Consider the following 25,392-nt stretch of genomic DNA (forward strand, 5'->3'; position numbering starts at 1 on the left):
TTAGCGCGAGTAAGGGGCCGGACCACTCCCGCAAGATAAGTCCGGCCATTCGGGTGGCCCAGCAATAACCCCAAGTAAAACCTGGGCCACCTATTTACTTTTATACCATTTTGTTAACAGGGTCCAATCACGGTCAGAATGTAAGAACCGCCTGCCCCTCAAGCAGCACTGAAGCAACCCCATTTACAGACAGCAGACAAAACCCTAATGCGCAGCACGTTTTCATCGCTCCGATGCCGATATAGCTCATATGCCTGTAAGGAACCCTCTACGCATAGGTCATAGGGCACGGCAAAGGCTAATCATAGCCAAGCCCGTCGTACCTAGGGACACAACAAAAGGAAGATAAGCCACCAAGAGCCCCAGCAAAGAGGGAGGTGAGCCATCTGGCCCACCTCCCCCTGATCAGTGCGGTGATTGAACTCTCACCGATTTCCCATCCTCCACTGCGGAGGACGGAGAATTGACCAATTCAGGATGCTCTCAGCTCCGGTCATAGTAGCCGTCAGCACCCAGACGGGCCTGGGGATCCAACAGCATGGCCTTCTCGACCTCATGACCCACATACCCGTGACCGTCCTCATGGAAGCGACGATTGTCGATGGGCTCGTAGAGCGGGGCCCGACCCATGCGACCCTCCTCCAGACGGCGCTGACCGGCAGCCAGACGGTCATTAGCACGGCGACGCCACTCGTCCAGAGCCTCTTGGCCGGAGGTTTTGAGCACAGCCGCTTCAAAGGCTCCGGGGCTGACGATGACCCCGATGCCGGAGACATGGCCGAAGCCCAGAGAGGTGACCAGTCCGGCCTTGACCCTGCCCACCTTCAGAGGCTGCTCCAGCCAGACCAGATGATCGTCGCGCCTTAAGACCGGATCCACGCAATCCAGGGAAGCATTGGCCGGGATGACTCCGGACCGGAAGAGCTGGGTGAGCCCGTTGATCTGGAAGATGCAGGCGCCGCCCTTGGCATGGCCGGTCAGGCTCTTCTGGGAGATGACGTAGAGCGGGTTGCCGTCCGTCCGACCGATGGCGTGAGCCAGAGTGTTATGCAGCTCGGACTCGTTGGGATCGTTGGCGTTGGTGGAGGTGTCATGCTTGGAGACCACGGCGATGTCGTCGGGGTCCACGCCCAGCTTGGCCAGCGAGCGCACCATATCCGAGTCCCTGCCGCCCATGCCGGCGGCCAGCGCCCCCAGCCCAGGAGCTGGGATGGAGGTGTGAGCACCGTCCGCGAAGGAGTGGATGTACCCGACCACGCCAGCCACTGGCAGACCCATGCGCAGGGCGATGTCGCCGCGGGTGAGCAGGATGGTTCCGCCGCCCTGGGACTCCAGGAAGCCCCCGCGCCGACGGTCGTTGGCCCGGGAGAAGAACCGGGGCTGGATACCCTTGGCGTACATCTCGGCGGAATCGGCGGTGGCATTCATGTTGCCGAAGCCGATGACCGACTCCACGCCGATGTCGTCAATGGCGCCTGTGACCACGAAGTCCGCCTTGCCCAGGGCGATCTTGTCAGCGCCCTCCTCCAGGGAAACAGCAGCCGTAGCGCAGGCCGAGACCGGTTGGACCATGTTGCCGTATCCGCCGATGTAGGACTGCATGACATGTGCGGCCACCACATTGGGCAGAGCCTCCTGGAGGATGTCCGTGGGGATTTCCTTGCCCAGGAAGCGGTCCAGGTAGAGCTTGCGCATGGAGGCCATGCCGCCGAAGCCGGTCCCCTGGGTGGAGGCCACCTTGGAGGGGTGCACGGCCTGGAGGATCTCCACCGGGGTGAATCCGGCCGAAAGGTAGGCATCCACGGTGGTCACGATGTTCCAGAGGGCGATCTGATCCACGTCCCCGACCATGGAGGCTGGAATGCCCCACTTGACCGGGTCGAAGCCCTTGGGGAACTGGCCGCCTACGGTCCTGGACATGGTAGCCCGGCGCGGCACGCGGATACGAGAGCCGGGCCGACGTGTGACCGTCCACTCGCCGGACTGGTCATCGCGGGCGACGCTGGTGTGGTCCGGATCCTGAGCCACGTACTCCTCGGCCATATCCCTGGTAGGCACCGAGAAGGCCACGTCGTGATCCAGGAAGACGTCGACCTCCTCTTCGTTGGTGCCCTGGCGGTAGTCGGAGCCCATGCCGTCATCGAAGGGACGAATGCCGGAGCGGGCCACCACCTGGTCGTGGTAGCGCTCGGCGATGTCCTGCTCGGGCACCAGCTCGCCGTCGGTGTCGTACCAGCCCGGCTTGGGGCTGTCCTGCCATTCGACCAGACCCATGTTCCAGGCCAGTTCGAGGACGGCGGCGGCGCTCAGGTCTACCTGACCATCCGAGTGGATGCCCATCTCGGCCTCGAAGCGTGTGCGGCCGGAACCCCAAGGGCCCATCTCGCCGATGGAGACGATGACGATCTGATCCTCGGGTCTGGCGGTCACGTCCTGCCAATCCTGCATATCCACCAGTGCCTGGGCAGGCACCTGGGGAGTGGGCAGAGCCTTGATGATCCGGCCTGGATCCCTGCCGCCAGCTTCGGACGCGTCCCCGGTCTGCTCCGGCGGAGCCGGTATCGACGAATCGTCAGTCCGGGCGGCCTCGGCCTTCAGAGCCTTGAGGTCCAGCGGGCTGGAGCCCAGACCGCCGGTCAGATCAGCCCGGAGTGGGGCCTGGAGAGCCTGCTGACGAGCCTGAACGGTGCACAGCTCCAGCAGGGAATCGGCCATCTGCTCAGTGGAGTAGGTGTGGATGCCGTGGCGCTCCACCACCCGGACCAGCGGATCGTTGCCGCCCATGAGCCCGGTGCCCCGGACCCAGCCGATAAGCGGATGGGCGAAGGTGACCCGGCCGGACCAGTCCTGCTCGGGGCGGGAACGGTTGACGATGGCATCCAGGGCGGCCTTGACCTCCCCGTATGCCCCATCGCCCCCGAACATGCCGCGGTTGGGCGATCCAGGCAGGACCACATGCAGACGGTGATCCACGTCAGTGTCTGCCCCGATGCCGGCAAACCCGGCGATCTGGCGTTCCAGGCTCCAGAGCATGAGCCGGGCCTGGGACTCGAAGAGCCGGCCCGAGTCAGCCATGGTCCCGTGCATGGCGGGGGCTGCGAAGGGCAGCAGGAGGGTGGGCTCGTAGGCTGGTTTGAGCACGGTGGTCGTAGCTCCCGTGGTCTTGCGCTGCTCATTGCCGACCCAGTCGACCAGGGCATCCACATCCCGGTAGCTGGACAGGTTGGCGGACACGATCCAGAGACGGGCGCCGCCCACGGCATGGCGGCGGTAGAGGTCGCGGGCCCAGATGACGGTCTTCGGCTTCAGGGAGTGGCAGACGGCGATGACCGTCGCTCCTCCCTCCAACAGGCCGGCGGTCACAGATCCCGCGATGGACTTGGCAGCCACACCGGTGACCACGGCCACGTCCTTGGCAAATCGCGTGGCGGTCTGGTCCAAGTCGGCAGGAGTCATGGCCTGGTCGGCGATGCCGCTGAAGACTCGGGCCAGATCCTGCTCACCGCGTTTGCGCGCCTGCTCGGCGTACCAGAAAGCCTGATCGCGCACCTCGCGTCCGGCTCCGACGAAGCTCAGGCGGCTGCGATCATCATCGTGCTCGTGGTAGATGTGAGCCAGATCCTCGCGGGCGCTGGCCCAGCGATCGTCGAAGAGGACGGCGCGTGAGGACTCGAACCGTGGCGCCACCTGATCGGGCCAATCGCTGCCCAGCTCGGCATCGACAGCGGCAACGACGGCCGCGTCCTCATTCTCGCCAGGCTGGACGGCCGGTGGTTCAAGCCCCAGCTTGTCAAGCAGGAATCGGGCAGTGGAGGCCAGCACGCCGTCAGAACCGGTCACCTGGGCTGCGAAGGCATCCAGGGCGGCGGAGTCAACCACGGCACCGCCAGCGGCACCGCCTGCAGAGGGCATGGAGACCGTAACGCCATGACGCTGGGCCACCTGCTGAACGGCCTGGTCGATCAGAGCATTGGCAGCGGCTGCAGTGGAGACTGCCTCGGTGGGCAGGAGCGCCAGGTCACCGCCACGCGAGGATGCGCCCTCGCGCGTGTCCAGGACCAGGCTGGCCACAGTGGCCGAGACCCAGCCAGCACCCAGCTGCCAGACGTCGGAGACCCGCTGCTCAACCTGCTGCAGCTTGAGACCGGAGGGGCCGAAGAGGTCGCGGATGCGCTCACGCACGATGTCGGAGAGCACCGGGCCGAAGGGCCGATAGTTCGGGGCCACCTTGTTCACCAAGGCACTCAGGTCGGTCATGCTGGCCTCGGCTGCGCCGTCCACGCTGGCCACGCCAAGCTCGGAGCTGATGTCCATCAGCAGCTGGTTGCGCCTGGAAGAGACGCCATTGGTCAGCGTGTCGGTGGTATCGGTCTGCCCGATCTGCTCGGGACGGATCTTGGTGGCGTAGGCCAGCAGGACGGCGATGGCGTCCGAAGCCTTGAAAGGCAGGTCGGCTACATCGGCACCCGATGGACCGCCGGTCGCCGGAGCCGGAACCGGAACCGAGTCGTCGGCTGCTGCAGGGGCAGAAGCCGGAGCCGGAGCCGGATCTGGTACGGGGGCTGCCGCGGCAGTCTGAGCTGAATCACGGCTGGAGTCCTGGACCAGAGCTGCGGGCTCCTCCACCGGGGCCATGGGATCGGTGTCGGTCAGATAGACCCGGCTCTCATCCCTGCCCAGGTTGTAAACGTTCACGTGACGCTCGCGGAAGTCAGGCAGTTTCAGGGTCTTGGTGCCCAGATTGGCCAGAGTGGGCGAATGGCCCAGCCCTACCTCGATCAGCTGCTCCACGCCCAGGCCGCCCTGTTCGGGGGCGTCGAACATGATCGCCTGGGTCTCGATCCAGCGCACAGGAGAGGCGAACTGCCAGGAGAGCAGCTCGGTCAGCAGCAGACGGCCCAGCTTCTGGTCGTCGGCCGCATACTGGTCCCAGACCTGAGGATCGTCCAGAGCCTGCTTGATGCGTTCGGAAGGAACCACCTCCAGGATGGAGGCGGCGAACTCCTTGCTCATCTGGAAGGGCCGCGCAACCAGGTTGGGGATGTAGCGGCCCTCCAGGCGGGAGTAGTCGATGTGCGCAGGCAGCAGGGCATCCAAGGTATCGCGGAACTCGGGCACCCCCTTGCGCAGCAGAGTGGAGTGGAAGGGCACGTCAATGCCGGGCACGTACATGAAGGCCGGCTTGCCGCCCGCCTCCTTGGCCCGACGGTTGGCGTCGGCTCGCAGATACTCCAGACCGGCGATGGTCCCGGCCACGGCGTACTGCTGGCCAGCCAGGTTATAGTTGACGATCTCCAGGAATTCGCCGCACTCCTTGGACACGGACTCCACGTACTGCTTGACGCCGGAGTCGCCCACGCCGAACTGGTTGGGGCGAAGAGCGCCCATCCGGTAGTTGCTGCGCCCCTGCTCATCACGTTCGATCAGGGAGTGCATGGTGGACCCGCGATGGAAGACCAGCTCCAGAACCGTCTCCAGGGACATGACCCCGGCAAAAGAGCTCAGGGCGTTGTACTCGCCCAGGGAGTGCCCGGCAAAGTAGGCGGGCCAGATGTCCATGCCGGACTCGCGCAGGCGGGCGGTCTGGGCGAAGGCAACGGTGGCCAGCGCCACCTGGGTGAACTGGGTCAGGTTGAGCAGACCCTCCGGATGATGGTAGGTGACCCCTTTGGCGGTCAGGGTGTGCGGGTTGTCACGTACCACGGCCAGGATGGAGAACCCCAGCTTGCTGCGTGTCAGGGCGTCGGCCCGCTCCCAGGTCTCGCGGGCGGCCGGTGACTTGGACCGCTCGTCCAGGACCATGCCTTGCTGCTGAATCCCCTGACCGGGATAAACGTAGGCGGTCCTGGGGGCGCGGGCGATTGCTGTGCCTCGGGAGACCAGCTGGCCGTCGATCCTGCAGGTGACCTCCAGGACCAGGCCGCCGTGGCGGACCTTGCCCACGCGCTCCAGGCTGATCTCCACCTTGTCGCCCAGCTGGACCATGCCATACATGTTGTAGGTCCATCCGGCGATCTCGTAGTGGACGCCCTGCTCGTCAGTGGCCTGAGCTGCATATTGGGCGGTGGCAGACAGCCACATGCCGTGCACCAGCGGCGCAGACAGGCCGGAGACCGCCGCTCCTCGCTTGGAGGTGTGGATGGGATTGAAGTCCCCGGAGGTGCGGGCGAAGGCGGTCATGTCCTTGGGAGCGGTGACGGTGACGCGACGCAGCAGCCTGCGGGGTGTGTCCACCGTGTCGGCGCGGATGCCGCCGTACTCGGGGGCCTCCAGGGGCAGCTGGTCGCTGTAGGCGCGGCCACGGATAGCGAAACGCTCGACTTCGCGAGCCAGCACGGTCCCGTCCTGCGCGGAGTGGACCACGTGGATGGTCACCACCCGGCCGGAGGCTGACTCCTGATAAGGTTCGGCCCAGCTGGTCAGTTCGATCCGCTGGCCGGTATGCTTCAGCAAGCGTTCCTCGCTGACCTCCAGCTCGATCAGGTGGTCCAGATGGACCGCGTTGAGCAGTCCCTCGATGATGGGGAAGCCATCCACATAGACGGATCCCAAGGCTGCGTAGATGGCAGGCCAGGCCGGACCCACCAAGGCGTCAGGGGCGAAGCCGGAAGGGATCAACGCATCGGGCAGGGCGCCTCCGGTGGCCGCCTCATGGTCGAAGCCCAGGTTGGCCGCCAGAGTGTAGCTGGTGCGGGCCAGGCCGAAGGGATGGTCAGGGTCGTCATCGTCCTTTTCGATGACAGGCATGGCCTTCAGCTTGTCGCCGGTGATGGAGGTGTTGCCGATGCCGGCTGTATCGGCCAGCATGGCGTAGACATCCTTGGGCAGGCGGCTGCGGTCGACCACCGGGAAGAGACCGACCTGGTCGCTCTTGAGGGTCAGCGGCACGACGATGTCGCGCACCGCATGCCGGTCCAGGCCGCCATCAGGGTCATCGTCCCAGTAAGTGTCCAAGTGGATGTCCAGATCGTAGTGCTCGCCCTGATCGTCATAACCGGTGGCAGTGATGGTGTAGTTGGGGTCGTCCAGGGCTGTCCCGTAGGCCGGATTGGCCATCAGATGGCCTACCCAGGAGATGTTGGGGCTGCGGCGGATGAACTCCTGCGCATCAGAGGCGCCCGCCAGTTGGCTGTAGGCCTTGACGGGACCGCTGCACAGATCGCGTACCCGGTCTATGGCCGCCTGCTCGAACCGTCCCAGAATGGAGGCCACCGGCTCGTCCACCGTGGTGATGCCAGCCACGGAGATGGGTCCAGGGATGGCCCTGACCGAGTCGGCCCCGTAACGAGGATCCTCTGACTGCCAGAGCTGATCCTGACCCCACCATCGCAGCAGATCATTGTCGATGACCGGCACGAAGGGCATGGGCTTGGGGTACTCGCGCACTAGAACGGGGAACCAGGCCACATCGGTAGGCACCACCTTGAGCTCGGCTGCCTGGGGATAGGCCTCGTGCAGTCGGCGAAGCGCCTGCTCGGGCTCAGCCACATCCTGCCTGGAGGCGAAGATGGAGTCGAACTCGCCGCTCTGACGCTCGCAGACACGGGCTTCGATGCGCCGCAGCAGGTGCAGGAAGCGGTCGATGTAGGTGTCGTCGGCCCAGGGGTATGACAGGTCGGCGAAGCGCTCGGCCCAGTCCTGGTAGGTCATGGTCTCCAGATCGCCGAAGTAGGGCTTGGCGGTCCTGTTCAGGGCCTCGATGATCTCTGCCCGACGGGTCTCCAGCTCCTCCGGGTGCTTCATGACCCGGACCAGCAGACGGCCGCACTCGGCAGAGGAGTTCTCCATCTCGTAGATGTCGGCATGCAGATGGCTCAGGCCGGAGCCCACGCCCCCCACAGACTTGCCGCTGGACACCCACTTCTCGCCCATGGGGGCGAAGGGATCCGGATCAGGAGTGGAGGAGTCGATGCCGGGAGTGGCCACCAGGGCCCGCTTGATCTCAGGATTGGTGTGGGCCTCCTTGGCGGTCATGGCAGCCGTGCCGATCATGACGCCGTCCACGGGCATGTCCGGCAGATGATAGGCACGGGACCACTGGCCGCTGATGTAGTCGGCCGCCCGCGCAGGGGTGCCGATGCCGCCACCGGCCACCAGGACGATGTTGGGGCAGGCGCGGACCTCGGCGTAGGTGGTCGAAAGCAGATCGTCCAGGGACTCCCAGGAGTGGTGGCCTCCAGCAGCGCCGCCCTCGACCTCCATCAGAATGTTGGTGGGGGCGACCTTGCGGGCGATGGCCACGACCTGGCGGATCTGGTCCACCGTACCGGGCTTGAAGGCCACGTAGGGAAAGCCCTCTTCGTTGAGCTGACGGATCAGGGTCACAGCCTCATCCAGCTCGGGGATGCCGGCAGAGATGACCACACCGTCGATGGGAGTGCCCGAGGCGCGCTTCTTGGGCACGATATGCTGGCTGCCGAACTGGAGGTTCCACAGGTAGCGGTCCATGAACATGGCGTTGAACTCGACCGTGCGGCCCTCCTGCAGCTGGTCCTCCAGCTGGGACACATGGCGGTCGAAGACCTCAGCGGTCACCTGGCCGCCGCCGGCCAGCTCGGCCCAGTAGCCGGCGTTGGCGGCCGCGGCCACGATCTCGGGCTCCACGGTGGTCGGGGTCATGCCGGCCAGCATGACCGGAGGCTTGCCGGTCAACCGGCTGAAGGCCGTCTCCACCCGGGGGCCAGCAGGAGTCTCAAGCAGACGGGGCGCCAGCTTGGACCAGTCCTGTGTCCGGCCAGGATCCTCCTCCATGGTGGACAGCTGCGCGCGCCGGGCCTGGTTGGAGGCCTCGACCACACCCACGCCGGTGCCCTGGACCAGGTTGTCCACCAGCTTGCCCAAGGTCTCGCCCGGGCCCAGATCCACCAGCCAGAGGGAGGCAGCGTCCTGCTGGTTCATGACCTCGGCGATTCGGCCGGCCCAGTCGGCATGGTTGAGCAGGACCTCCTCGGCCAGAATCCGGGCGCGCTCGGTGTCCAGACCGCAGCGGGAGGCCCAGTCCACACTCAGATCCACGGCCTCCTTCATGAGCGGGGAATGGAAGGGCAGGGTCACATCCAGATACTCCAGAACCGGCGAGAAGGCGGTTCCGCCACGGACCTTGTCCTCGCGCAGTTGCCGCTGATGATCGCTCTCCTTGCCTGCCTCGATGGCGAAGGCAGCCAGATCCTCCGGATAGCCGGACAGGACCAGGTTGCGGTCCGAGTTGGTCACGGCCACGCTGATGGGGCCGCGAGCGCCAGGCACCCGGTCGACCAGGACCTCCACCTGATGGCGGGTGGCGCCACGCACCGAAAGCATGGGTGTGGCCTCACCCTGGCGATGGATGCCCAATCGACGGGCCTGACGAGTGCCAGCCGCGCCAATCAGCATGGCGGTAGCCAGAATCTGGTCGATGGCGCCCTGGGCGGCCTTCATGGATCCGGCCGACTGGATCTCTTGGACCATGTGAACCCCGATGATGCCCTGGGAGTGCCCCAGCAGGGCTACCGGACGGGCTTGGGCCGCGTCGTAGCCCAGCTGATTCATGTCCATGAGGGCACCCAGCTGCACCAGGGCGATGCCGGGCACGCTGACAGCCGCGTCAGCAGCCGGACCCAGCCTGACCGGGTCAGGCTTGTAGCCGAATAGATCCAGCTGACGGCCGTTAGTGGCCAACAGGTCGGGCTTGACCGCCCTGAGCAGGTCGGTGGCCGCCGCCATCCGCTCCCTCAGGGCCCTGTCGATGTCGGGATCACCCTGCAGGTCTGCCAGGGCCACGGTCCAGGGGTTGGACTGGCCGGCGAACATGAGCGCGTGCGGCTGCTCGGCGAGACGGTTGATGAAGAATGTACTGGTCATGATGTCCTATTCGTAGAGGTTTGGGGATTGCTGATAATGACGAGGAGAAGCTCATAGAGGCTGATTGCCATGGTGCTTGTCGTTGACCCTGACATGCTGCTTGTCTGCCAAGAGGTCCATGGCGTGGATCAGGACCGGTCTGGTCTGCTCCGGGTCGATCATGCCGTCCAGCTCGCCCATTTCCAGGGAGAGGTTGGCGTTGACGGTGCTGTTTTCGTACTCCTGGGCCAGCCGGTTGCGCAGTTCGTCCACGTCCCGGCCGGCCTCCTTGGCCTCCTGCAGGTCGCGTCGGTGGATGATGTTGACCGCGCCTTGGGCTCCCAGCACGGCGATCTGCGAGGAGGGCCAGGCGTAGTTGAGGTCTGCGCCGATGGCCTTGGAGCCCATGACGATGTAGGAGCCGCCGAAGGCCTTGCGCAGAACAATGGTGACCATGGGCACCTGAGCGTTGGCGTAGGCGTAGATGACCTTGGCCCCCCGGCGGATGATGCCGGCGTGCTCCTGATCCGAGCCGGGCTTGTAGCCGGGGGTGTCCACCAGAGTGATGACCGGCAGATTGAAGGCGTCGCAGAGGCGAACGAATCGGGCCAGCTTCTCGGAGGATTCCACATCCAGGCTGCCCGCGTCCACCATGGGCTGGTTGGCAACGATTCCCACTGGCCGGCCCTCCAGGCAGGCGAATCCGACCACGATGGACCGGGCGTAGAGCTCCTGGACCTGGACCAGCTCGCCATAGTCGACTATGGCATGGATGACGTCCAGCACGTCGTAGGGCTGCCGGTCGCTCTCGGGGATGACCGTGGCCAGGCGCTTGGCGGCCTGACGCTCGGCATGGCCGGAGATGAAGGCGTATCGGGGAGGCTCCAGGCCGCTGTTGGCAGGCAGGTAGGCCAGCACGGTCCTGGCGTAGTCGATGGCGTCGGCCTCGTCCTCGCCCAGGTAGTGGGCCACGCCGGAACGAGTGTTGTGCACGTAGCCGCCGCCCAGCTGGTCCATGCTGATGGTCTCGCCCGTGGCCGCCTTGACCACGTCGGGGCCAGTGACGAACATGTCCGAGTTCTCCTTGGTCATGATGATCAGGTCGGTCAGGGCCGGGCAGTAGACGGCACCGCCTGCGCAGGGCCCCAGGATCAGAGAGATCTGCGGGACGAATCCGCTGGCCTGGCAGGTCTTGCGGAAGATTCGGCCATACTGGGTCAGGGCGGCCACGCCCTCCTGGATGCGGGCGCCGCCCGAGTCGATCATGGCTACGATGGGGACCTTGATCCGCAGGGCCATGTCCATGAGACGACAGATCTTCTCGCCTTCGGCCTGGCCCAGGGTGCCGCCTCTAACGGAGAAGTCCTGGGCGTAGACGCCGACCTTGCGTCCGTAGACCAGGCCGAAGCCGGTGATGACCGCAGATCCCGCCCGGTCCCCGGCAATGTCACCGCCGGCGAATCGGCCCACCTCCTCGAAGGTGTCCTTGTCGAAGAGCAGATCCAGGCGCTCCCGGGCGGTCTGCTTGCCCTTGGCATGCTGACGGTCGCGGGCGTGCTCCTCGGCCTGCTTGGCCAAGGCGGCGGCCCGATGGATGCCCTGGCGCACCGGCTGGGAGCCCAAGGTGGATTCGGTGACGCTCATGCCTGCTCCTTCTCGCCCAGATCCAGGGTGACCAGGGTCTGGCCCGGATCCACCCCTTGTGCCACGGCCACATCAATGGTCTTCACACGGCCCTTGGCCGGGGCATAGACGTAGTTCTCCATCTTCATGGACTCCAGAACCACCAGCAGGTCGCCCTTGTCAACGTCCTGATCGGGGGCGACGTTGATGCGGGTGACCACCGCCTGCATGGTGGCCACGATGACCCCGGACCGGGCCGCATCCTGCCGGGGTGCGCCAGGCTCCTGATCCCGCAGCCCACGCCCGCGCAGGGGCTGCCGGGGCCGGGAAATGCCGCCGTGACCGCTGATGCCGCCCATGCCTCCCAGCAGCGACTGGGGCAGGGCCAGCCTGACCCGCTTGTCGTCGATCTCCACGTTATAGGTCTCCATGGGATCGCTGTCCCGCTCCTGTTCCTGGGCGGATGCGCCGGAGACCGAGGCGGGCTGGCCGCTGCCGTTGGAGGCAGGCTCCACGTTCAGATAGACCCGTTCAAGCCACTTGGTGGACACTTCGAAGGAGTGCCCGTCCTCGGCAGTGAACTCGGGGTTGGTGAAGATCTTCTGGAAGAGTCCGGCCGGAGTAGGGACCCCGCCGATGCTCATCTCGCGCAGGGCCCGGCGAACCCTGGCCACAGCTGCCGGGCGGTCCTGAGCAGTCACGATCAGCTTGCCCATCATGGAATCGTCCCTGGGCGAGACCGTGTCGCCCACTTCGACGCCCGAATCCACGCGAATGCCGGGGCCGGAGGGCCACTGAATCGACTCGATGGTCCCTGAGCTGGGAGTCAGGTTGGTGGCCGGGTCCTCGCTGGTGATGCGCAGCTCGAAGCTGTGGCCTCGGGGCGAAGGCGCCACGTTCAGGGAGCCGCCGTCGGCGATCCGCAGCTGTTCGCGGACCAGGTCCAGTCCGCAGACCTGCTCGCTGACCGTATGCTCCACCTGCAGCCGGGGGTTGACCTCCATGAAGTAGACGTCTTCCCGAGGGGTGACCAGAAACTCGCAGGTACCTAGACCTACGTAGCCCACCGTATCGAACAGGCGGCGGGAGAATCCCTCCAGCTGGGCGATCACATCGTCGGACAGGAAGGGGGCCGGGGCCTCCTCCACCAGCTTCTGGTTGCGACGCTGGACCGAACAGTCTCTTGTGGAGTAGACGGTGAACTGGCCGTGGCTGTCCCTGCCGGACTGGGTCTCCACGTGCCGGGCCCGGTCCACGAACTTCTCGATGAAGTAGTCGCCCAGGTCGCCGCCCTGAAGGGCATCATGGTTCATATAGAAGGTGCGCAGCTCGTCGCTGTCGTTGATCAGGGTGATCCCACGGCCGCCGCCGCCGTCAGCCTTCTTCATCATGACCGGATAGCCGTGCTCGTCGGCGAAGTCCAGCAGGGGGCGCATGTCGGTGACGGGCTCGCTCAGTCCGGGCACCACCGGCACCCGTGCTCGCTCGGCCACCTTGCAGGCGGTGATCTTGTCGCCGAGCTCATCCAGAACATCCGGATCCGGACCCACCCAGGTGATGCCCGCCTCGAGCACCTTTCGCGCGAAGGAGGAGAACTCGGACAGGAAGCCGTAGCCCGGGTGAAGGGCGTCAGCGCCTGACCTGCGGGCGATGGAGACGATCAGATCCTCGTTCAGATAGGTCTCCATATTGGTATCCCCAGGCAGCAGGTAGGCCTCGTCCGCCATCTGGGCATAGGGGGCGTCCCGATCCTGATCGGCATAGACGGCCACGGTGGCGATGCCCATCTCCTGGGCGGTGCGCACAACCCGCAATGCTATCTCGCCGCGGTTGGCAATCAGCAGTTTTTTCATTCCCCTCTCCTCACTGGTTGATCAAGGGCGATTGGACTGACAGAAAGGCATGAGCATGGCAGGATTAGGCCCTCACAGCGGCCACTTCGGGCAGGATGCCCACGTCGGCCGTGGACACATCAACTTGGTCTCCATCCGACAGCCGCACCCGCAGGGAGGCATCGGGGTTGATCTCCAGGGCACGACCCTCCACGGGAGCTCCGGACACGGGAACGACCCTGACCCGCCGACCGAGCGTCCAGCTGAGCGCGGTGATCCTCGAACGCAGGCCCTTGGGCCCGTTCAAGGCTCTTTCCAGCGAACCGTCAAGGCCAAGGGGAGCCATTTGCCCGCTCAGGTGCCAGCTGATGGCGTCGACCAGATCGTCGCGCAGGGTCTGGTAGTCGGGCAGGCTGAGGTAATGGAGCTGCAGGGAGGTGGAATCAGCAATAGGCAGCGCCTGTCGAGGCAGAAAAAGGTTGATCCCGATGCCGACGGCCAGAGCCGACCAGTCCTGATCCACCCGGACCAGTTCGCACAGGATGCCCCCCAGCTTGGACCCGCGGCAGAACAGATCGTTAGGCCATTTGAGAGTCAGAATTCGTTCAGGCTCGCCGCCGTCGGCCAGCTGGCAGCCATGGTACTCAAGCACGTCCTGAAGACCTTCCAGAGCAGCCAGTCCCGCCACCATAGGCATCCACCCGCTAAGCGGCCCGGTAAGCAAGCTGGTGGGCAGCGGCAGGGCCCAAGTAGCCAGCAGGGAGCATCGAGGCTGGTTGACCCAGGTTCGGCCAAGACGACCGCGGCACCGGGACTGCGCATCAGCAACCGCTACGCTGAGCGGCATGGTGCGCCCCCCGGCGCCCGGCCATCGCCGAAGACCTTTACTTGCGACTCTTCCCTCGTAGTTTCTAGTCGTAGAAACACCCTGACGGGCATTTTTTCGAGGCGTACCTTCGGCTTTCCCCTTAGTGCCAGAGACCAGTACTTTCACAGCCCCCGTGCTCGTTGTCGATTCACTGCCCCCGAATAGTCGCTCGACCCGGTCGCGCGCATCCGAATAGGACGAGGCTTCCAGAGCATGAGCCACGAGCGTATTGGTCGAATCGACGGTGTCGAACACCACGATCGAGGAGACCACGCCACTGTCCAGCGATGCCGATGGTTGCCACTTGATATTCTGATGAGGCACGCGTTCCACTATACGGCACAAGGGGTCAGCCCTGGTAGCGAACCATCCACAAAAGCGGCGGCCGATTTTTGTATCTTTTCACAGGATGCTCCTGAACAGCTCATAACGCATCCTCGGATGGACACTGGATAAAATAGGAAAATCATGCAATAAACACAATCTGCGAAAGGGGTTCTTTTGAGCGCAGACGGTCGTAGGGTGCAGCCAAGAGAGGAGGTCGAGCGACCTGTGTCGACCTCGGTCCTGAAGACCAAGAGGCCTCGGCCTGGTGCATCCCGGACCGTCGGCCTGACTCTGGCCCTGCTGGCCTGCCTCTGGATCGCCTGGTGCACCGGACTGGGTCCCATCTACCGTCTGCAGGGTTCTCTGACGCAGATAGGCCTGGCCCAAATGCTGATCATGCTGGGAACCCTGGCCGTCTGCACGGCTCTGGTCCTGGCCTGCCGCCGGATTCTGCTAGGCGGCGCACCACTGCGAATGCCGCAGCGGCTGACCGCCCTGGCACAGCGCCCACGGATGCGTGCCTACGCGGCCTTCATCAACCGGCAAACCAGCGGCTGGCGGTCCATTATGCGTCTGCTCCTGCTAGGCTGGGCCTGGGCCTTTCTTACCCTGCTGGCCGCCTACGGGGCCGACCTGTACGCACAGGCCCAGGAATGCGCCAATTTCCTGGCCCAGCTGCAGGGCGATCAGCCCCCTTACGGCGGCAATGCCTTCACCCAGATGGACGTCTACCCCATCGGCCACTACCTGTGGCCGGGGCACCCAGCCTTCCTGACGGATCAGCACAACATAGTGCTGACCCTAGCCTATGGGATGACCATCATGGCCTCCAACCACCTGACCGGATCCTATGACGCGGGCATCGTGCTCCTGGCAGGGCTGCAGGTGGTCTTTGCGGCCTTCTGCTGCGCCGTCACCGCTGACCGCTTCCTGCGCGGCAGGGGAACCGAACAGGTCGGCGCCCTGGCCCGCACCCTGGTCATGCTTTTCTTCCTGCTCTGCCCCTTCGTGGTTTTCAGCACCTTCAGCCTGACCAAGTCCCCCCTTTTCGCCTTCGCCTTCATCTGGTGGTTCGGCATCTGGCACCAGCTGGAAGCGGAGAATAGGAACTCGCCGCCTTCCGCCAGCCAAGCGACCCGACTGCGACCTGCCCTTGCGCTGAGCACCCTGATCATGCTGATCAGCGCCAAGTACGCCCTTTACATCGTCCTGGCCCAGCTGGTCCTGGCTCTGATCATCCACCGTCGTCAGTGGGTCACCATCCTGAGCGGACTCCTGCTGCCCCTGGTCCTGTTCACAGGGGCGACCGGGGCCCTGACGGCCACAGGGACGGTCATCCAGGGCGATCCCGTGGAAAGCCGCAGCATCCAGCTGCAGCAGATCGCCCGAGTGGCCCAGCTCAACCCCCATGGGATTCCTGCCCAGGCGAGGGCCGACCTTGAGCCCATCATGGACCTGGACAATGCCGCCATCCAGTACACCCCCTGGGAGGCCGACCGGGTCAAGTCCTCGGGCAACCAGCCCAAACTGATCGTCTACCGCTGGAGGACCGTGACGCCCGAGCAGATGTCCCGGCTGAATCGGGCCTGGCTCCGGGTGGGACTGCACAACCCGGTGATCTACCTGGATGCCTTCATGGCCGAGTCCTACGGCTACTTCGACCCCGGCGACCCTGCCTACGTGGCTATGTCCTACTACCTCAACAATGGTTACGTGCAAAATTCCGGCTCCTGGCTGGCGGCCTGGTGCCACGACTGGCGTAACGGGGTGACCGGATTCGTCAGAGCCTGGGCCGATACACCCCTGCTGGGCCTGGTGGCAAGGGCCAACTTCTGGGTGGTGGCCGCTCTGCTGCTGATCGTCGCCCGACTGGCAGCCGGCCACTGGCGCGGAGCCCTGTGCTGGTTCCCCCTTCTGCTGATCATGGGGGTCATGATCACCGCCCCAGCCAACAACTTCGAACGGCACATGCTTCCGGTGGACATGGCAGTGCCCTTCCTGATCCTGGATATGGTCCGGCAGAGCCGCCGTGCCCGAACTGGTGACATGATGGACCGCCTGACATGATCGGCCAGTCGAGGAGCCCCGGATCGCGGGCCAACCGCCCCGCCAAGACACAGCAAGCCCACCAGGTATCTGCCGCATCCAAAACAACCATGGAGCAGATTCTCCGGAAGACGCTGGATCATCTGGAGGAGGCGCTGCCATGGGCCAGGTCCTTGCCCCTCGATGGACGCAGAACCTTGGAGGGGGCCATTCGAACAGCTCTGGACGACCTGCTGTCCCGACTTGACGCCCAAGGCAGGCAGGACAGCAAAGTCCCCTCCCCTGTACCAGCAAAGCTCTCCCGGAGCCTGGGCCCGCACCGAGCCATGGAGCTGACCGAAGTCATTCTGGACATGCTTGAGGAGGCTGGCCGGACTTTAGGGGGCGAAGGGGAACGGTCCACGCTGATCTACACCCGCCATGCAGCCACTGCGGCAGCCAGTCTCTACGCCGACCTGGCCGAGGCAAGGAACGGACGCAAGGCCGCAGCGGAGTCGAGAATCATTCGGCATTTGATTGAGAAAACGGCAGACACACGGACTGTTGACGATCTGGCCAGGCTAGGCTGGCCGACCGAATTCGACAGCTTCGCCGTCGTTGGCGAAGCCCGAGGCAACGATGACGGGCAGGGAATGGAGAACGCCCGCCAGCCGATCCATACCACTGTTGCCCATCTAGGCGGCAGAGCCCTGGTAGGGGAAAACGAGGGGCTCATGGTCGTCCTGATCGACCCCGACCGGTCGGGCACTCCAGTTGACTTCTGCGCATCCATCCTGCGTTTCTTCGCCGACCGGTCCGCTGTCTGTCTGGGGCCTCTCCGCCATGGGACCTTCGGTGCTGGGACCTCCATCCGAGCCGCCCTGAGCACCCAGGCTGCAGCCCCGGCAATAGCTGATCCCATCACAGCCGCCCTGCCCAGGCCCCTGCACGCCGACGATCTGCTGCCAGAACGAGCCTTGAACGGAGATAAGGAGGCCTGCGATCAGCTCTACCAGGAGGTCTATCTAAGCCTGGCCGGACAGGACCCGGACGGCCCTCTGCCGACCACTCTGCTTACCTTTCTGCGCTCGGGCAGCTCGCTGGAGGCCACCGCCAAGAAGCTGGGCATCCATCCCAACACCGTGCGCTACCGGCTCAAGCGCTGCGTAGAGGTAACCGGCTGGGATGCCATGGATCCGCGAGAATCCTTCGTTCTTCAGGCAGCCCTGATCATTGGCAGAATCCGCAGATCGCATCCGTGCGCAGACTGACTGGCGCCGGTTCAAAAAGAGCGATCAAAATATAAAAAGGGCGGGAACCCGAAGGTCTCCCGCCCTGGAAGTATACGACGAACCGACTCAGAGCACCGCGATGTCCAGGGGAACGCCCGGACCCATGGTGGTGGTGACGGTGGCCTTGGTGATGTAACGGCCCTTGACCGTGGCCGGCTTCAGGCGCTTGATCTCCTCGTCAACTGCGTGGAAGTTCTCCTCCAGTGCCTGCTGCTCGAAGGAGACCTTGCCCACGGGGAAGCTCAGGTTGCCGTTCTTGTCGACACGGAACTCGATACGTCCAGCCTTGATCTCAGTGACCGCCTTGGCCACGTCCATGGTCACGGTACCGGTCTTGGGATTAGGCATGAGGCCACGGGGACCCAGCACACGGCCCAGACGGCCGACCTTGCCCATCATGTCGGGTGTGGCCACCACGGCATCGAAGTCCAGGTAGCCGCCGGCAACCTTGGTCACCAGCTCGTCGTCGCCCACCTCGTCAGCTCCGGCCTCGGCGGCTGCAGTCGCCTGGGGGCCACGAGCGAAGACCAGGACGCGCACGGTCTTGCCGGTGCCGTTGGGCAGGCTTACGGTGCCACGGACCAGCTGATCAGCCTTGCGGGGATCCACGTTCAGGCGGTAGACAGCCTCCACGGTCTCGTCAAACCCGCGCTTGGGCATGCTCTTGAGCAGGGCGATGCCCTCCTCGGGGGTGTACAGGTTGGTGCGATCGACCTTCTCGGCCGCCTCGCGATACTTCTTGGAACGCTTGGTCATCTGCTTCTCCTATCAGCAGTTGCGGTGCGGGCAAGCGTATGCCCTACCGCTCACAACGAAAATTTCAGTCGGTGACGGTGATGCCCATGGAACGGGCGGTGCCTTCGATGATCTTCATCCCGGCCTCGACGTCACGGGCCGACAGATCCTCCATCTTAGTCTGGGCGATCTCGCGGACCTGGGCCTTGGTGACGGATCCCACCTTGGTGGTCAGCGGGTTGCCTGCACCCTTGGAGACGCCGGCCGCCTTGCGCAGCAGGTCGGCTGCCGGCGGAGTCTTGGTGATGAAGGTGAAGGAACGATCCTCGTAGACGGTGATGATGCAGGGGATGACCTGTCCCATCTTGTCCTTGGTGGCATCGTTGTACTGCTTGCAGAAGTCCATGATGTTCACGCCATGGGAGCCCAGTGCGGGACCCAGCGGGGGTGCGGGGTTGGCCTTGCCGGCCTCTATCTGCACCTTGATCAGCGCGGTGACTTTCTTCTTTGCAGCCATATGCTGGTTCTTCTTTCTACGAAGCGGTGATGTCGGAGACCGTAGGTCCCCTCCCGCAACCTGTTCTTTCCAAATGCGCTCCACAGGGAAGCACAAGCTTGACGATTATCGCAGCGACCGAGGACGGCCGAGGACTTTCAGACGATCTTTTCGACCTGATCGAATCCCAGCTCCACAGGCGTGTCCCTGCCGAAGATGGAGACCAGGACGGTCAATTTCTGCGTGGTGGGCTCCACATCGGAGACCACGGCGGCCATGGTGGCGAAAGGCCCTTCGGTGACAGTGACCTGATCGCCAACGGCGTAGGAGACCTCCACAGTGCGCTTCTTGGCGGCCTCAGGCTTGTCCCCAGCGGCCTTCAGGGCCTCGGAGGCAATCATGGGGGCCATCATCTGGACGACCTCCTTGCGGCTCAGCGGAGCCGGCTCCTTGTTGGGACCCACGAATCCGGTGACGCCCTCGGTATCGCGGACGATGCGGCGGGCGTTCTCGTCCGGCCACATGCGAATCAGCACGTAACCGGGAACCCGCACTCGGGTGACGATCTTCTTGCCCTTGTCGGTGTGCTTCTCGACCTCCTCCATGGGGATCTCCACCTGGAAGACCTTGTCCTCCAAGCCAAAGGATGCCACGCGGGACTCCACGTTGGCCTTGACGCGCTTCTCATAGCCGGAGTAGGTGTGCAGAACATACCACTTGCCCTCAAGGGTACGCAGCTTCTTGGAGAACTCATCCACGGCACGCTGACCAGGATCCTCCTGGTCGACCTGGTCAGTGCTCTCCCCGTCATCAGAGGAGTTGCCAGAATCGGAGGAATCGTCCTTGCCCAGCCCGGCCTGCTCCGGAGAGGACGCGAGCGACTGATCCTGGACCTGGGCATCCTCCTGCGTGGGGGCATCGACGGACGCCGACGGGACCGATTCAGCGGCCTGATCGGGGTCCAGTCCCTCTCTGGTCAGATCATCACTCATGGATCACTCCACCTTCTACCTTGTCACAGCTCAGCCAAATATCAGGAAGGCCAGTTTGCCCAGTCCAAAGTCCATCACGGTCACAAGGACCATGAGCAGCAGCACAAAGATGAAGACTGCCACGGACCAGCCCACCAGCTCCTTGCCCGTGGGGGTCACGACCTTGCGAATCTCATCAATAACCTGCTTGATGAAGAGTCCGATACGCATGAAGAAGTTCGGCCTGGCTTCCTCAGCCCCATCCTTCTGTGCCATGGTCATCCGTCCTTCGTTTGTTCTGCATCATCTGCTGCAAGCCCTGGCAGGGAAGGCGGGACTCGAACCCACAACCTACGGTTTTGGAGACCGTTGCGCTACCAATTGCGCCACTTCCCTATCGGAACTTCCCACCAGCCTACTCGACAGGGAGGAAAAACCGCCAAATCGCAAGTTTAGCCTAAAGGGTGGATTGCGTCCAACCGTGTTGCCTCGGCAGCATTTCGGCCAGGAGCCGGATCAGGCTCTGACCCAGTCCCCAAGGCGTTGCATGCCCTCGGCCAGGTCGTCGTCGGCAAGCGCGTAGGAAAAGCGCAGACAGCCGGGCGCGCCGAAGGCCTCACCCGGCACGGCCGCCACCTGGATCTGCTCCAGGATGACCTCGGCCAGCTCACTCGATGTAGCGCAGACCGTGCCTTGCGGACCCACTGGCCGATCCAGCAGACCGGACACGTCGGCAAAGGCGTAGAAGGCACCCAGGGGTTCAGGGCATGTCACACCCTCCATGGCGTTCAAGGCATCCACGATGGCCCGTCGGCGCAGGGCGAAAGCCGACCGCATGGCATCCACGTCCTCCAGGCCACCGGTCAGTGCAGCCAGCGCTGCCTGCTGGGAAACGTTGGCCACGTTAGAGGTCATATGCCCCTGAAGCTTGGCGGCCGCCTGGGCCACCGGCAGGGGGGCAGCCAGCCAGCCCACCCGCCAGCCGGTCATGGCATAGGTCTTAGCCACACCGTTGACCACGATCAGCTGATCGCGTACCTGGGGCAGCAGAGCGCCTGGATAGGGCGTACGCGCCCCCTGGTAGGTCAAGTGCTCATAGATTTCGTCGCTGATCACCCAGATCTGGCGGTCCATGGCCCAGCGGTCCACGGCAGCCACCAAGTCGGCGTCCCAGATCGCCCCGGTGGGATTGGCAGGCAGGTTGAGGATAATGGCACGGGTGTGCTCGGTTCGGGCTGCCTCCAGCTGCTCCAGACTGGGAATATAACCCTGGTCGGCTCCGCTGAGAACCGGGACCGGCCGGCCGCCAGCCAACAGAGCCATCTGGGGATAGCTGGTCCAGTACGGTGCCGGAATGATGACCTCATCGCCTGGGTTCAGCAGGATTTGGAAGGCCTCGTAGACGGCCTGCTTGCCGCCGTTGGTGACCACCACCTGATCCGGGTCGATCTGATAGCCCGAATCACGCAGGGTCTTGTCGGCGATGGCCTGCTTCAGTTGGGGCAGACCCGCCGTGGGCGTATAGCGATGGTTGCGCGGATCCAGGCAGGCGCGGGCCGCTGCCTGCACGATGTGGTCAGGCGTAGGAAAGTTGGGTTCGCCCGCACCGAAGCTGATCACATTCATGCCCTGGGCCTTCATGGCCTTGGCCTTTGAATCCACAGCTAGAGTGGCACTGGGGGCCACCGCATCAATGCGTCTGCTCAGGGTCTGCCATTGCGCCATAGTCATGCTGTCATGCTACCGCTCGGCACCCCCAGTGCTGCGCTCAGACCAGGACCAGAGAGTCCCGATGCACCAGTGGGTGGGCATAGTGAGCGCCCAGTCGGCGGCGGAGCTCCTGGGTGTTCAGGCCCAGCATGTCTTGAGCCTCCTCGGAATCGTAGCCTGACAGGCCCTTGGCCACCTCTTGACCAGACTCATCGTGGATCCAGACCGGGTCCCCGGCCGAGAACTCACCTTGGACCGATCTGGCACCGGCCGCCAGCAGACTGGCACGACCGCCACGCAAAGCTTTGACAGCCCCCTGATCCACCAGATAGCCACCCCGGGGACGGGAGGCGAACTTGATCCAGAGCCGGTGTGAGGATCCCCTCGGACGGATTGGCGCGAATAGAGTGCCCGCCCTGTCGCCGGCCAGGGCAGGACCCGCAAGGTCGGCGCGTGTCAGGACCACAGGCATGCCGGAGGCCGCAGCAATCCGCGCCGCCTCCAGCTTGGTAGACATGCCCCCTGTCCCCAGACCGGAGACGGACCCTTGGGCATCCACCTGGTCCATGATGGCCGCCACATCGGGCACGAAATCAATCCTGCGGGCCCCTGGCCTGGATGGGGGTTCAGTGTAGAGCGCATCCACATCAGTCAGCAGGACCAAGGCATCGGCGCTGACAATATTGGCAATCAGGGCCGAAAGGTGGTCGTTGTCGCCGAAGCGGATCTCGTTGCTGGCCAGGGCATCGTTCTCATTGACGATGGGGATGACCCCCAGATCCAGCAGACGGCAGAGGGTGCGCCGGGCGTTACGGTACTGGATGGCGTGGGTGGTGTCACGGGCGGTGATCAGGATCTGACCAACCCGTAGGCCATAACGGGCGAAGGCAGTCTCGTACTGGGCCATAAGCAGACCCTGGCCCACTGAGGCCGTAGCCTGCTGGGTAGCCACGTCATCAGGACGTTGGTCGAACCCCAGGGTGCCGAAGCCGGCTGCGATGGCCCCGGAGGTGACCAGGACCAGGCGTGCGCCGTCTACGGCCGCCGAGGCCAGGGCCCCCACCAACGAACGCAGACGGCCAAGGTCCAAGCGTCCATGGGGATCAGTCAGGGAGCTGGAACCTACTTTGACCACCATGGTCCGGGCCTGGGCCACCCGAGAGCGGACCTCAGCCTCGTCGGATCCCTCCCGTCCGCTCATTGCCCAGCCTCCTCCGAACTGGCAGCATCCGTATCCCCGCGCCCTAGCAGGCCCTGCCTGTCATGGGGATCGTCGTCCACGGAAGGGTCGGCCCAGTGCCCCTGGCGCCGCTCCTGCTCCATGACCTGACGCACCGCCTGCCGGGCATCCATCATCTGGTGGTACTGGCGGCGACGCTCGCTGTTGGTGCGGCGGCGATTGAGCCCCTGGCTCTCCTCCAGACGCAGATCACGACCCCGCGCCACCTGGGGGGTGCCGTCCAGCATTTCGGCACCGGCCGCCACGCTCGGATCCCAGTCGAAGGCCACCGCATCGTCGCCAGGGCCGATGCGGACTTCATCTCCAGGCCTGGCTCCGGCCTTTCGCAGAGCATCCTCTACGCCCATTCGGGCCAGGCAGTCGGCCAGGTAGCCTACGGCCTCTTCGTTGTCGAAGTTGGTCTGGCGAACCCAACGCTCGGGCTTGGCTCCGCAGACTCTGAACCAGGTCTGACCGGACCGTGTCTGATGCCGCTCAAGAGTGAAGTCGCCGGTCTGGTCTGCATTCCTGCGCCGCCGCTCCAGGGGGCGGATGACCACGCGTTCCTCCTGCCTGGCCTCCTGCTGCTTCTGCAGCTGCCTACGCAGGCGATCCACCAGACCGCCCAGGTAGTAGCCCAGTTCCTTGAGTCCCTGATGCGAGGCTGTGGAGACCACGAAGACCTTAAGCCCCAGGGCCTCGAAGTCAGGCCGGACAAATTCAGCCAGTTCGCGAGCCTCCGGCAGATCGGCCTTATTGAGGATGATCACCCTGGGCCGCTCGGCCATGGGGATGACTCCCAGCGGAAGCTCCAGTCGGTCGGCATAGCGGGCAAGCTCCTCCTCCAAGGCCCGATAGTCGCTCATCGGGTCTCGATCAGGCTCCAGGGTGGCGCAATCAATGACATGGGCGATGATCTCGGTGCGCTCGATGTGCCTCAGAAACTCCAACCCAAGGCCTTTGCCCTGGGAGGCGCCCGGGATTAGCCCTGGCACATCGGCCATGGTGAAGCGGCTCTCCCCTGCCTGGACCACGCCCAGGTTGGGCACCAGAGTAGTGAATGGGTAGTCGGCAATCTTGGGCTTGGCCGCGCTCATGGCCGCCACCAGACTGGACTTGCCTGCACTGGGGAAACCCACCAGGGCCACGTCGGCGATGGATTTGAGCTCCAGCACCAGGTCACGCTCCTGACCGGGGTCCCCCAGCAGTGCAAAGCCGGGAGCCCGCCTGGCCTTGGTGGCCAGGGAGCGGTTGCCCAGTCCACCCACGCCGCCTTGGGCCGCCACGAACCGGTCCCCCGCATGAGCCAGGTCAGCCAAGCGCTCGCCCGGCTGCTTGCGCTCGCCTTGGCCTCCCTTGGCGGTGAAGACTACAGTGCCCACCGGCACTGGCAGGATCAGATCCTGGCCACGGCTGCCGTCCTTGTCGCCGCCCAGACCCATGGTGCCCGATTCAGCCTGGCGGTGCGGCAGAAAACGGTAGTCCAGCAGACTGGTCGCGTTGGCGTCTGCTTGAAGAATGACCGAGCCGCCCTGGCCTCCGTCGCCCCCGTCGGGCCCAGCCAGGGGCTTGTACTTCTCGCGGCGGATAGAGGAAGCCCCATTGCCGCCGTCGCCACCCTTGACATGGACGGTGACCTGATCCACAAATGCGCTCATAGGGGCCCATGGTACTCAATCCGGCCTGACATGCGGCCCCTGAGAGCTGAATGCCCGGCATCTCCATACATAAATGCAAAAAGGCCATCCCATGACAGGGATGGCCTTCGACTGATGCCAATAAAAGGCAATCAGGCGGTAAGCACGTCAACGACCTTGCGGTCACGCCGGCTGGCGAACCGAACCGTTCCGTCCGTCAGAGCGAAGAGGGTGTGGTCCTTGCCCAGACCGACGTTCTGTCCGGGATGGAACTTGGTGCCACGCTGGCGAACGATGATGTTGCCAGCCACCACGGCCTCGCCACCGAACTTCTTGACGCCCAGGTACTGTGCATTCGAATCGCGCCCGTTGCGTGAACTGGACGCGCCCTTCTTATGTGCCATGTCTGGTTCCTTTCCTACCTCGACCTAGGCCCTCAGGCGATGGCCGTGATCCTGACCACGGTCTGCTTCTGGCGGTGGCCCTTGCGGCGCGCCACACCGGTCTTGTTCTTGAACTTCTGGATGTTGATCTTGGGGCCCTTGGCCTCGTCGTCCACGACCTCGCCCTTGACGGAGATCTTGGCCAGATCCTTGGCGGCCATGGTCACCTTGGATCCATCGACGACCAGCGCGACCGGAAACTCGACCGACTCGCCCTTCCTGGCAGCCAGACGGTTGACCGTGATCTGGTCACCGACTTCGACCTTCTCCTGATGGCCTCCGGCCTTCACAATCGCGTACATAGCCCTACCTTGCCTGTTGTCCAAAGCTGTATGCGCCCGGCATTCGAATCCCGCCATGCGATTGACGGACCCGTCCAGACACCAGCTAACCAG

14 protein-coding genes, 1 tRNA gene and 2 pseudogenes are annotated in these 25,392 nt (G+C 64.5%); 2 read left to right on the forward strand and 15 right to left on the reverse strand.

The window, feature by feature from the left end; genetic code table 11:
- Window positions 1-483: 483 nt before the first annotated feature.
- The 5 genes and pseudogenes from ACUIAD_RS01245 to ACUIAD_RS01265 form a co-directional block, all read right to left on the reverse strand.
- Window positions 484-2,505, reverse strand: a pseudogene (locus ACUIAD_RS01245) (beta-ketoacyl synthase N-terminal-like domain-containing protein); the annotation flags it as partial.
- A 78-nt stretch (window positions 2,506-2,583) separates the two neighbouring features.
- Window positions 2,584-9,840, reverse strand: a pseudogene (locus tag ACUIAD_RS01250) (fatty acid synthase subunit beta domain-containing protein); the annotation flags it as partial.
- A 51-nt stretch (window positions 9,841-9,891) separates the two neighbouring features.
- A complete protein-coding gene (locus tag ACUIAD_RS01255; RefSeq protein WP_110452654.1) occupies window positions 9,892-11,463 on the reverse strand; it encodes an acyl-CoA carboxylase subunit beta in 1,572 nt (523 codons plus the stop codon).
- Window positions 11,460-13,295 (reverse strand): acetyl/propionyl/methylcrotonyl-CoA carboxylase subunit alpha, encoded by a 1,836-nt coding sequence (locus tag ACUIAD_RS01260; protein WP_445343418.1) that lies wholly within the window; start codon window positions 13,293-13,295, stop codon window positions 11,460-11,462. Before ACUIAD_RS01260 ends, ACUIAD_RS01255 begins: the two co-directional genes overlap by 4 nt.
- 64 nt (window positions 13,296-13,359) lie before the next feature.
- Window positions 13,360-14,466 carry a biotin--[acetyl-CoA-carboxylase] ligase gene (locus ACUIAD_RS01265; protein ID WP_445343419.1) on the reverse strand — a complete coding sequence of 369 codons (1,107 nt, stop codon included), beginning with the start codon at window positions 14,464-14,466 and terminating at the stop codon, window positions 13,360-13,362.
- A 177-nt stretch (window positions 14,467-14,643) separates the two neighbouring features.
- Here ACUIAD_RS01265 and ACUIAD_RS01270 point away from each other — a divergent pair, with 177 nt between their 5' ends.
- The gene (locus tag ACUIAD_RS01270) at window positions 14,644-16,536 is read left to right on the forward strand and encodes a DUF6020 family protein (RefSeq protein ID WP_445343420.1); all 1,893 of its coding nucleotides are present in this window, start codon (window positions 14,644-14,646) and stop codon (window positions 16,534-16,536) included.
- Window positions 16,537-16,625: 89 nt separating this feature from the next.
- On the forward strand, window positions 16,626-17,765 hold the full coding sequence (locus ACUIAD_RS01275; protein ID WP_445343421.1) for a PucR family transcriptional regulator: 1,140 nt from the start codon (window positions 16,626-16,628) through the stop codon (window positions 17,763-17,765).
- Between the two features lie 87 nt (window positions 17,766-17,852).
- On the opposite strand, the gene rplA is transcribed toward ACUIAD_RS01275, so the two are convergent.
- From rplA to rplU, 10 genes are all read right to left on the reverse strand, one after another.
- Window positions 17,853-18,542 carry a 50S ribosomal protein L1 gene (rplA, locus tag ACUIAD_RS01280; protein ID WP_015022450.1) on the reverse strand — a complete coding sequence of 230 codons (690 nt, stop codon included), beginning with the start codon at window positions 18,540-18,542 and terminating at the stop codon, window positions 17,853-17,855.
- Between the two features lie 64 nt (window positions 18,543-18,606).
- Window positions 18,607-19,038: a 50S ribosomal protein L11 gene (gene rplK, locus ACUIAD_RS01285; RefSeq protein WP_015022451.1), complete on the reverse strand. Its 432-nt coding sequence runs from the start codon at window positions 19,036-19,038 to the stop codon at window positions 18,607-18,609.
- A gap of 137 nt (window positions 19,039-19,175) precedes the next feature.
- Entirely contained in the window at window positions 19,176-20,009 is an 834-nt protein-coding gene (gene nusG / locus ACUIAD_RS01290) for a transcription termination/antitermination protein NusG (RefSeq protein ID WP_110452660.1), read from the reverse strand.
- A gap of 30 nt (window positions 20,010-20,039) precedes the next feature.
- On the reverse strand, window positions 20,040-20,264 hold the full coding sequence (gene secE, locus ACUIAD_RS01295) for a preprotein translocase subunit SecE (protein WP_110452822.1): 225 nt from the start codon (window positions 20,262-20,264) through the stop codon (window positions 20,040-20,042).
- 44 nt (window positions 20,265-20,308) lie between these two features.
- Window positions 20,309-20,384: transfer RNA gene (locus tag ACUIAD_RS01300), tRNA-Trp, on the reverse strand.
- A gap of 120 nt (window positions 20,385-20,504) precedes the next feature.
- The gene (locus ACUIAD_RS01305) at window positions 20,505-21,713 is read right to left on the reverse strand and encodes a pyridoxal phosphate-dependent aminotransferase (RefSeq protein WP_445343769.1); all 1,209 of its coding nucleotides are present in this window, start codon (window positions 21,711-21,713) and stop codon (window positions 20,505-20,507) included.
- A gap of 43 nt (window positions 21,714-21,756) precedes the next feature.
- A complete protein-coding gene (proB, locus tag ACUIAD_RS01310; protein WP_445343422.1) occupies window positions 21,757-22,899 on the reverse strand; it encodes a glutamate 5-kinase in 1,143 nt (380 codons plus the stop codon).
- Window positions 22,896-24,575 (reverse strand): GTPase ObgE, encoded by a 1,680-nt coding sequence (gene obgE, locus ACUIAD_RS01315; protein WP_445343423.1) that lies wholly within the window; start codon window positions 24,573-24,575, stop codon window positions 22,896-22,898. Before obgE ends, proB begins: the two co-directional genes overlap by 4 nt.
- Window positions 24,576-24,706: 131 nt before the next feature.
- Window positions 24,707-24,958, reverse strand: a complete 252-nt coding sequence (gene rpmA, locus ACUIAD_RS01320) for a 50S ribosomal protein L27 (RefSeq protein WP_110452664.1) — start codon at window positions 24,956-24,958, stop codon at window positions 24,707-24,709.
- 32 nt (window positions 24,959-24,990) lie between these two features.
- Complete coding sequence (rplU, locus tag ACUIAD_RS01325; RefSeq protein ID WP_015022458.1) at window positions 24,991-25,299, reverse strand: 50S ribosomal protein L21; 309 nt, start codon at window positions 25,297-25,299, stop codon at window positions 24,991-24,993.
- Between the last annotated feature and the right edge of the window lie 93 nt (window positions 25,300-25,392).

The organism is Bifidobacterium sp. ESL0819, from assembly GCF_052606245.1.

Bases quoted from the DNA above. Each gene is read 5' to 3' on its own strand.
- ACUIAD_RS01255 (WP_110452654.1), bottom strand. From the start codon at position 11,463: ATGAGCGTCACCGAATCCACCTTGGGCTCCCAGCCGGTGCGCCAGGGC.
- ACUIAD_RS01260 (WP_445343418.1), bottom strand. From the start codon at position 13,295: ATGAAAAAACTGCTGATTGCCAACCGCGGCGAGATAGCATTGCGGGTT.
- rplK (WP_015022451.1), bottom strand. From the start codon at position 19,038: ATGGCTGCAAAGAAGAAAGTCACCGCGCTGATCAAGGTGCAGATAGAG.
- ACUIAD_RS01305 (WP_445343769.1), bottom strand. From the start codon at position 21,713: ATGGCGCAATGGCAGACCCTGAGCAGACGCATTGATGCGGTGGCCCCC.
- nusG (WP_110452660.1), bottom strand. From the start codon at position 20,009: ATGAGTGATGATCTGACCAGAGAGGGACTGGACCCCGATCAGGCCGCT.
- secE (WP_110452822.1), bottom strand. From the start codon at position 20,264: ATGGCACAGAAGGATGGGGCTGAGGAAGCCAGGCCGAACTTCTTCATG.
- obgE (WP_445343423.1), bottom strand. From the start codon at position 24,575: ATGAGCGCATTTGTGGATCAGGTCACCGTCCATGTCAAGGGTGGCGAC.
- proB (WP_445343422.1), bottom strand. From the start codon at position 22,899: ATGAGCGGACGGGAGGGATCCGACGAGGCTGAGGTCCGCTCTCGGGTG.
- rplA (WP_015022450.1), bottom strand. From the start codon at position 18,542: ATGACCAAGCGTTCCAAGAAGTATCGCGAGGCGGCCGAGAAGGTCGAT.
- rplU (WP_015022458.1), bottom strand. From the start codon at position 25,299: ATGTACGCGATTGTGAAGGCCGGAGGCCATCAGGAGAAGGTCGAAGTC.
- rpmA (WP_110452664.1), bottom strand. From the start codon at position 24,958: ATGGCACATAAGAAGGGCGCGTCCAGTTCACGCAACGGGCGCGATTCG.
- ACUIAD_RS01275 (WP_445343421.1), top strand. From the start codon at position 16,626: ATGGAGCAGATTCTCCGGAAGACGCTGGATCATCTGGAGGAGGCGCTG.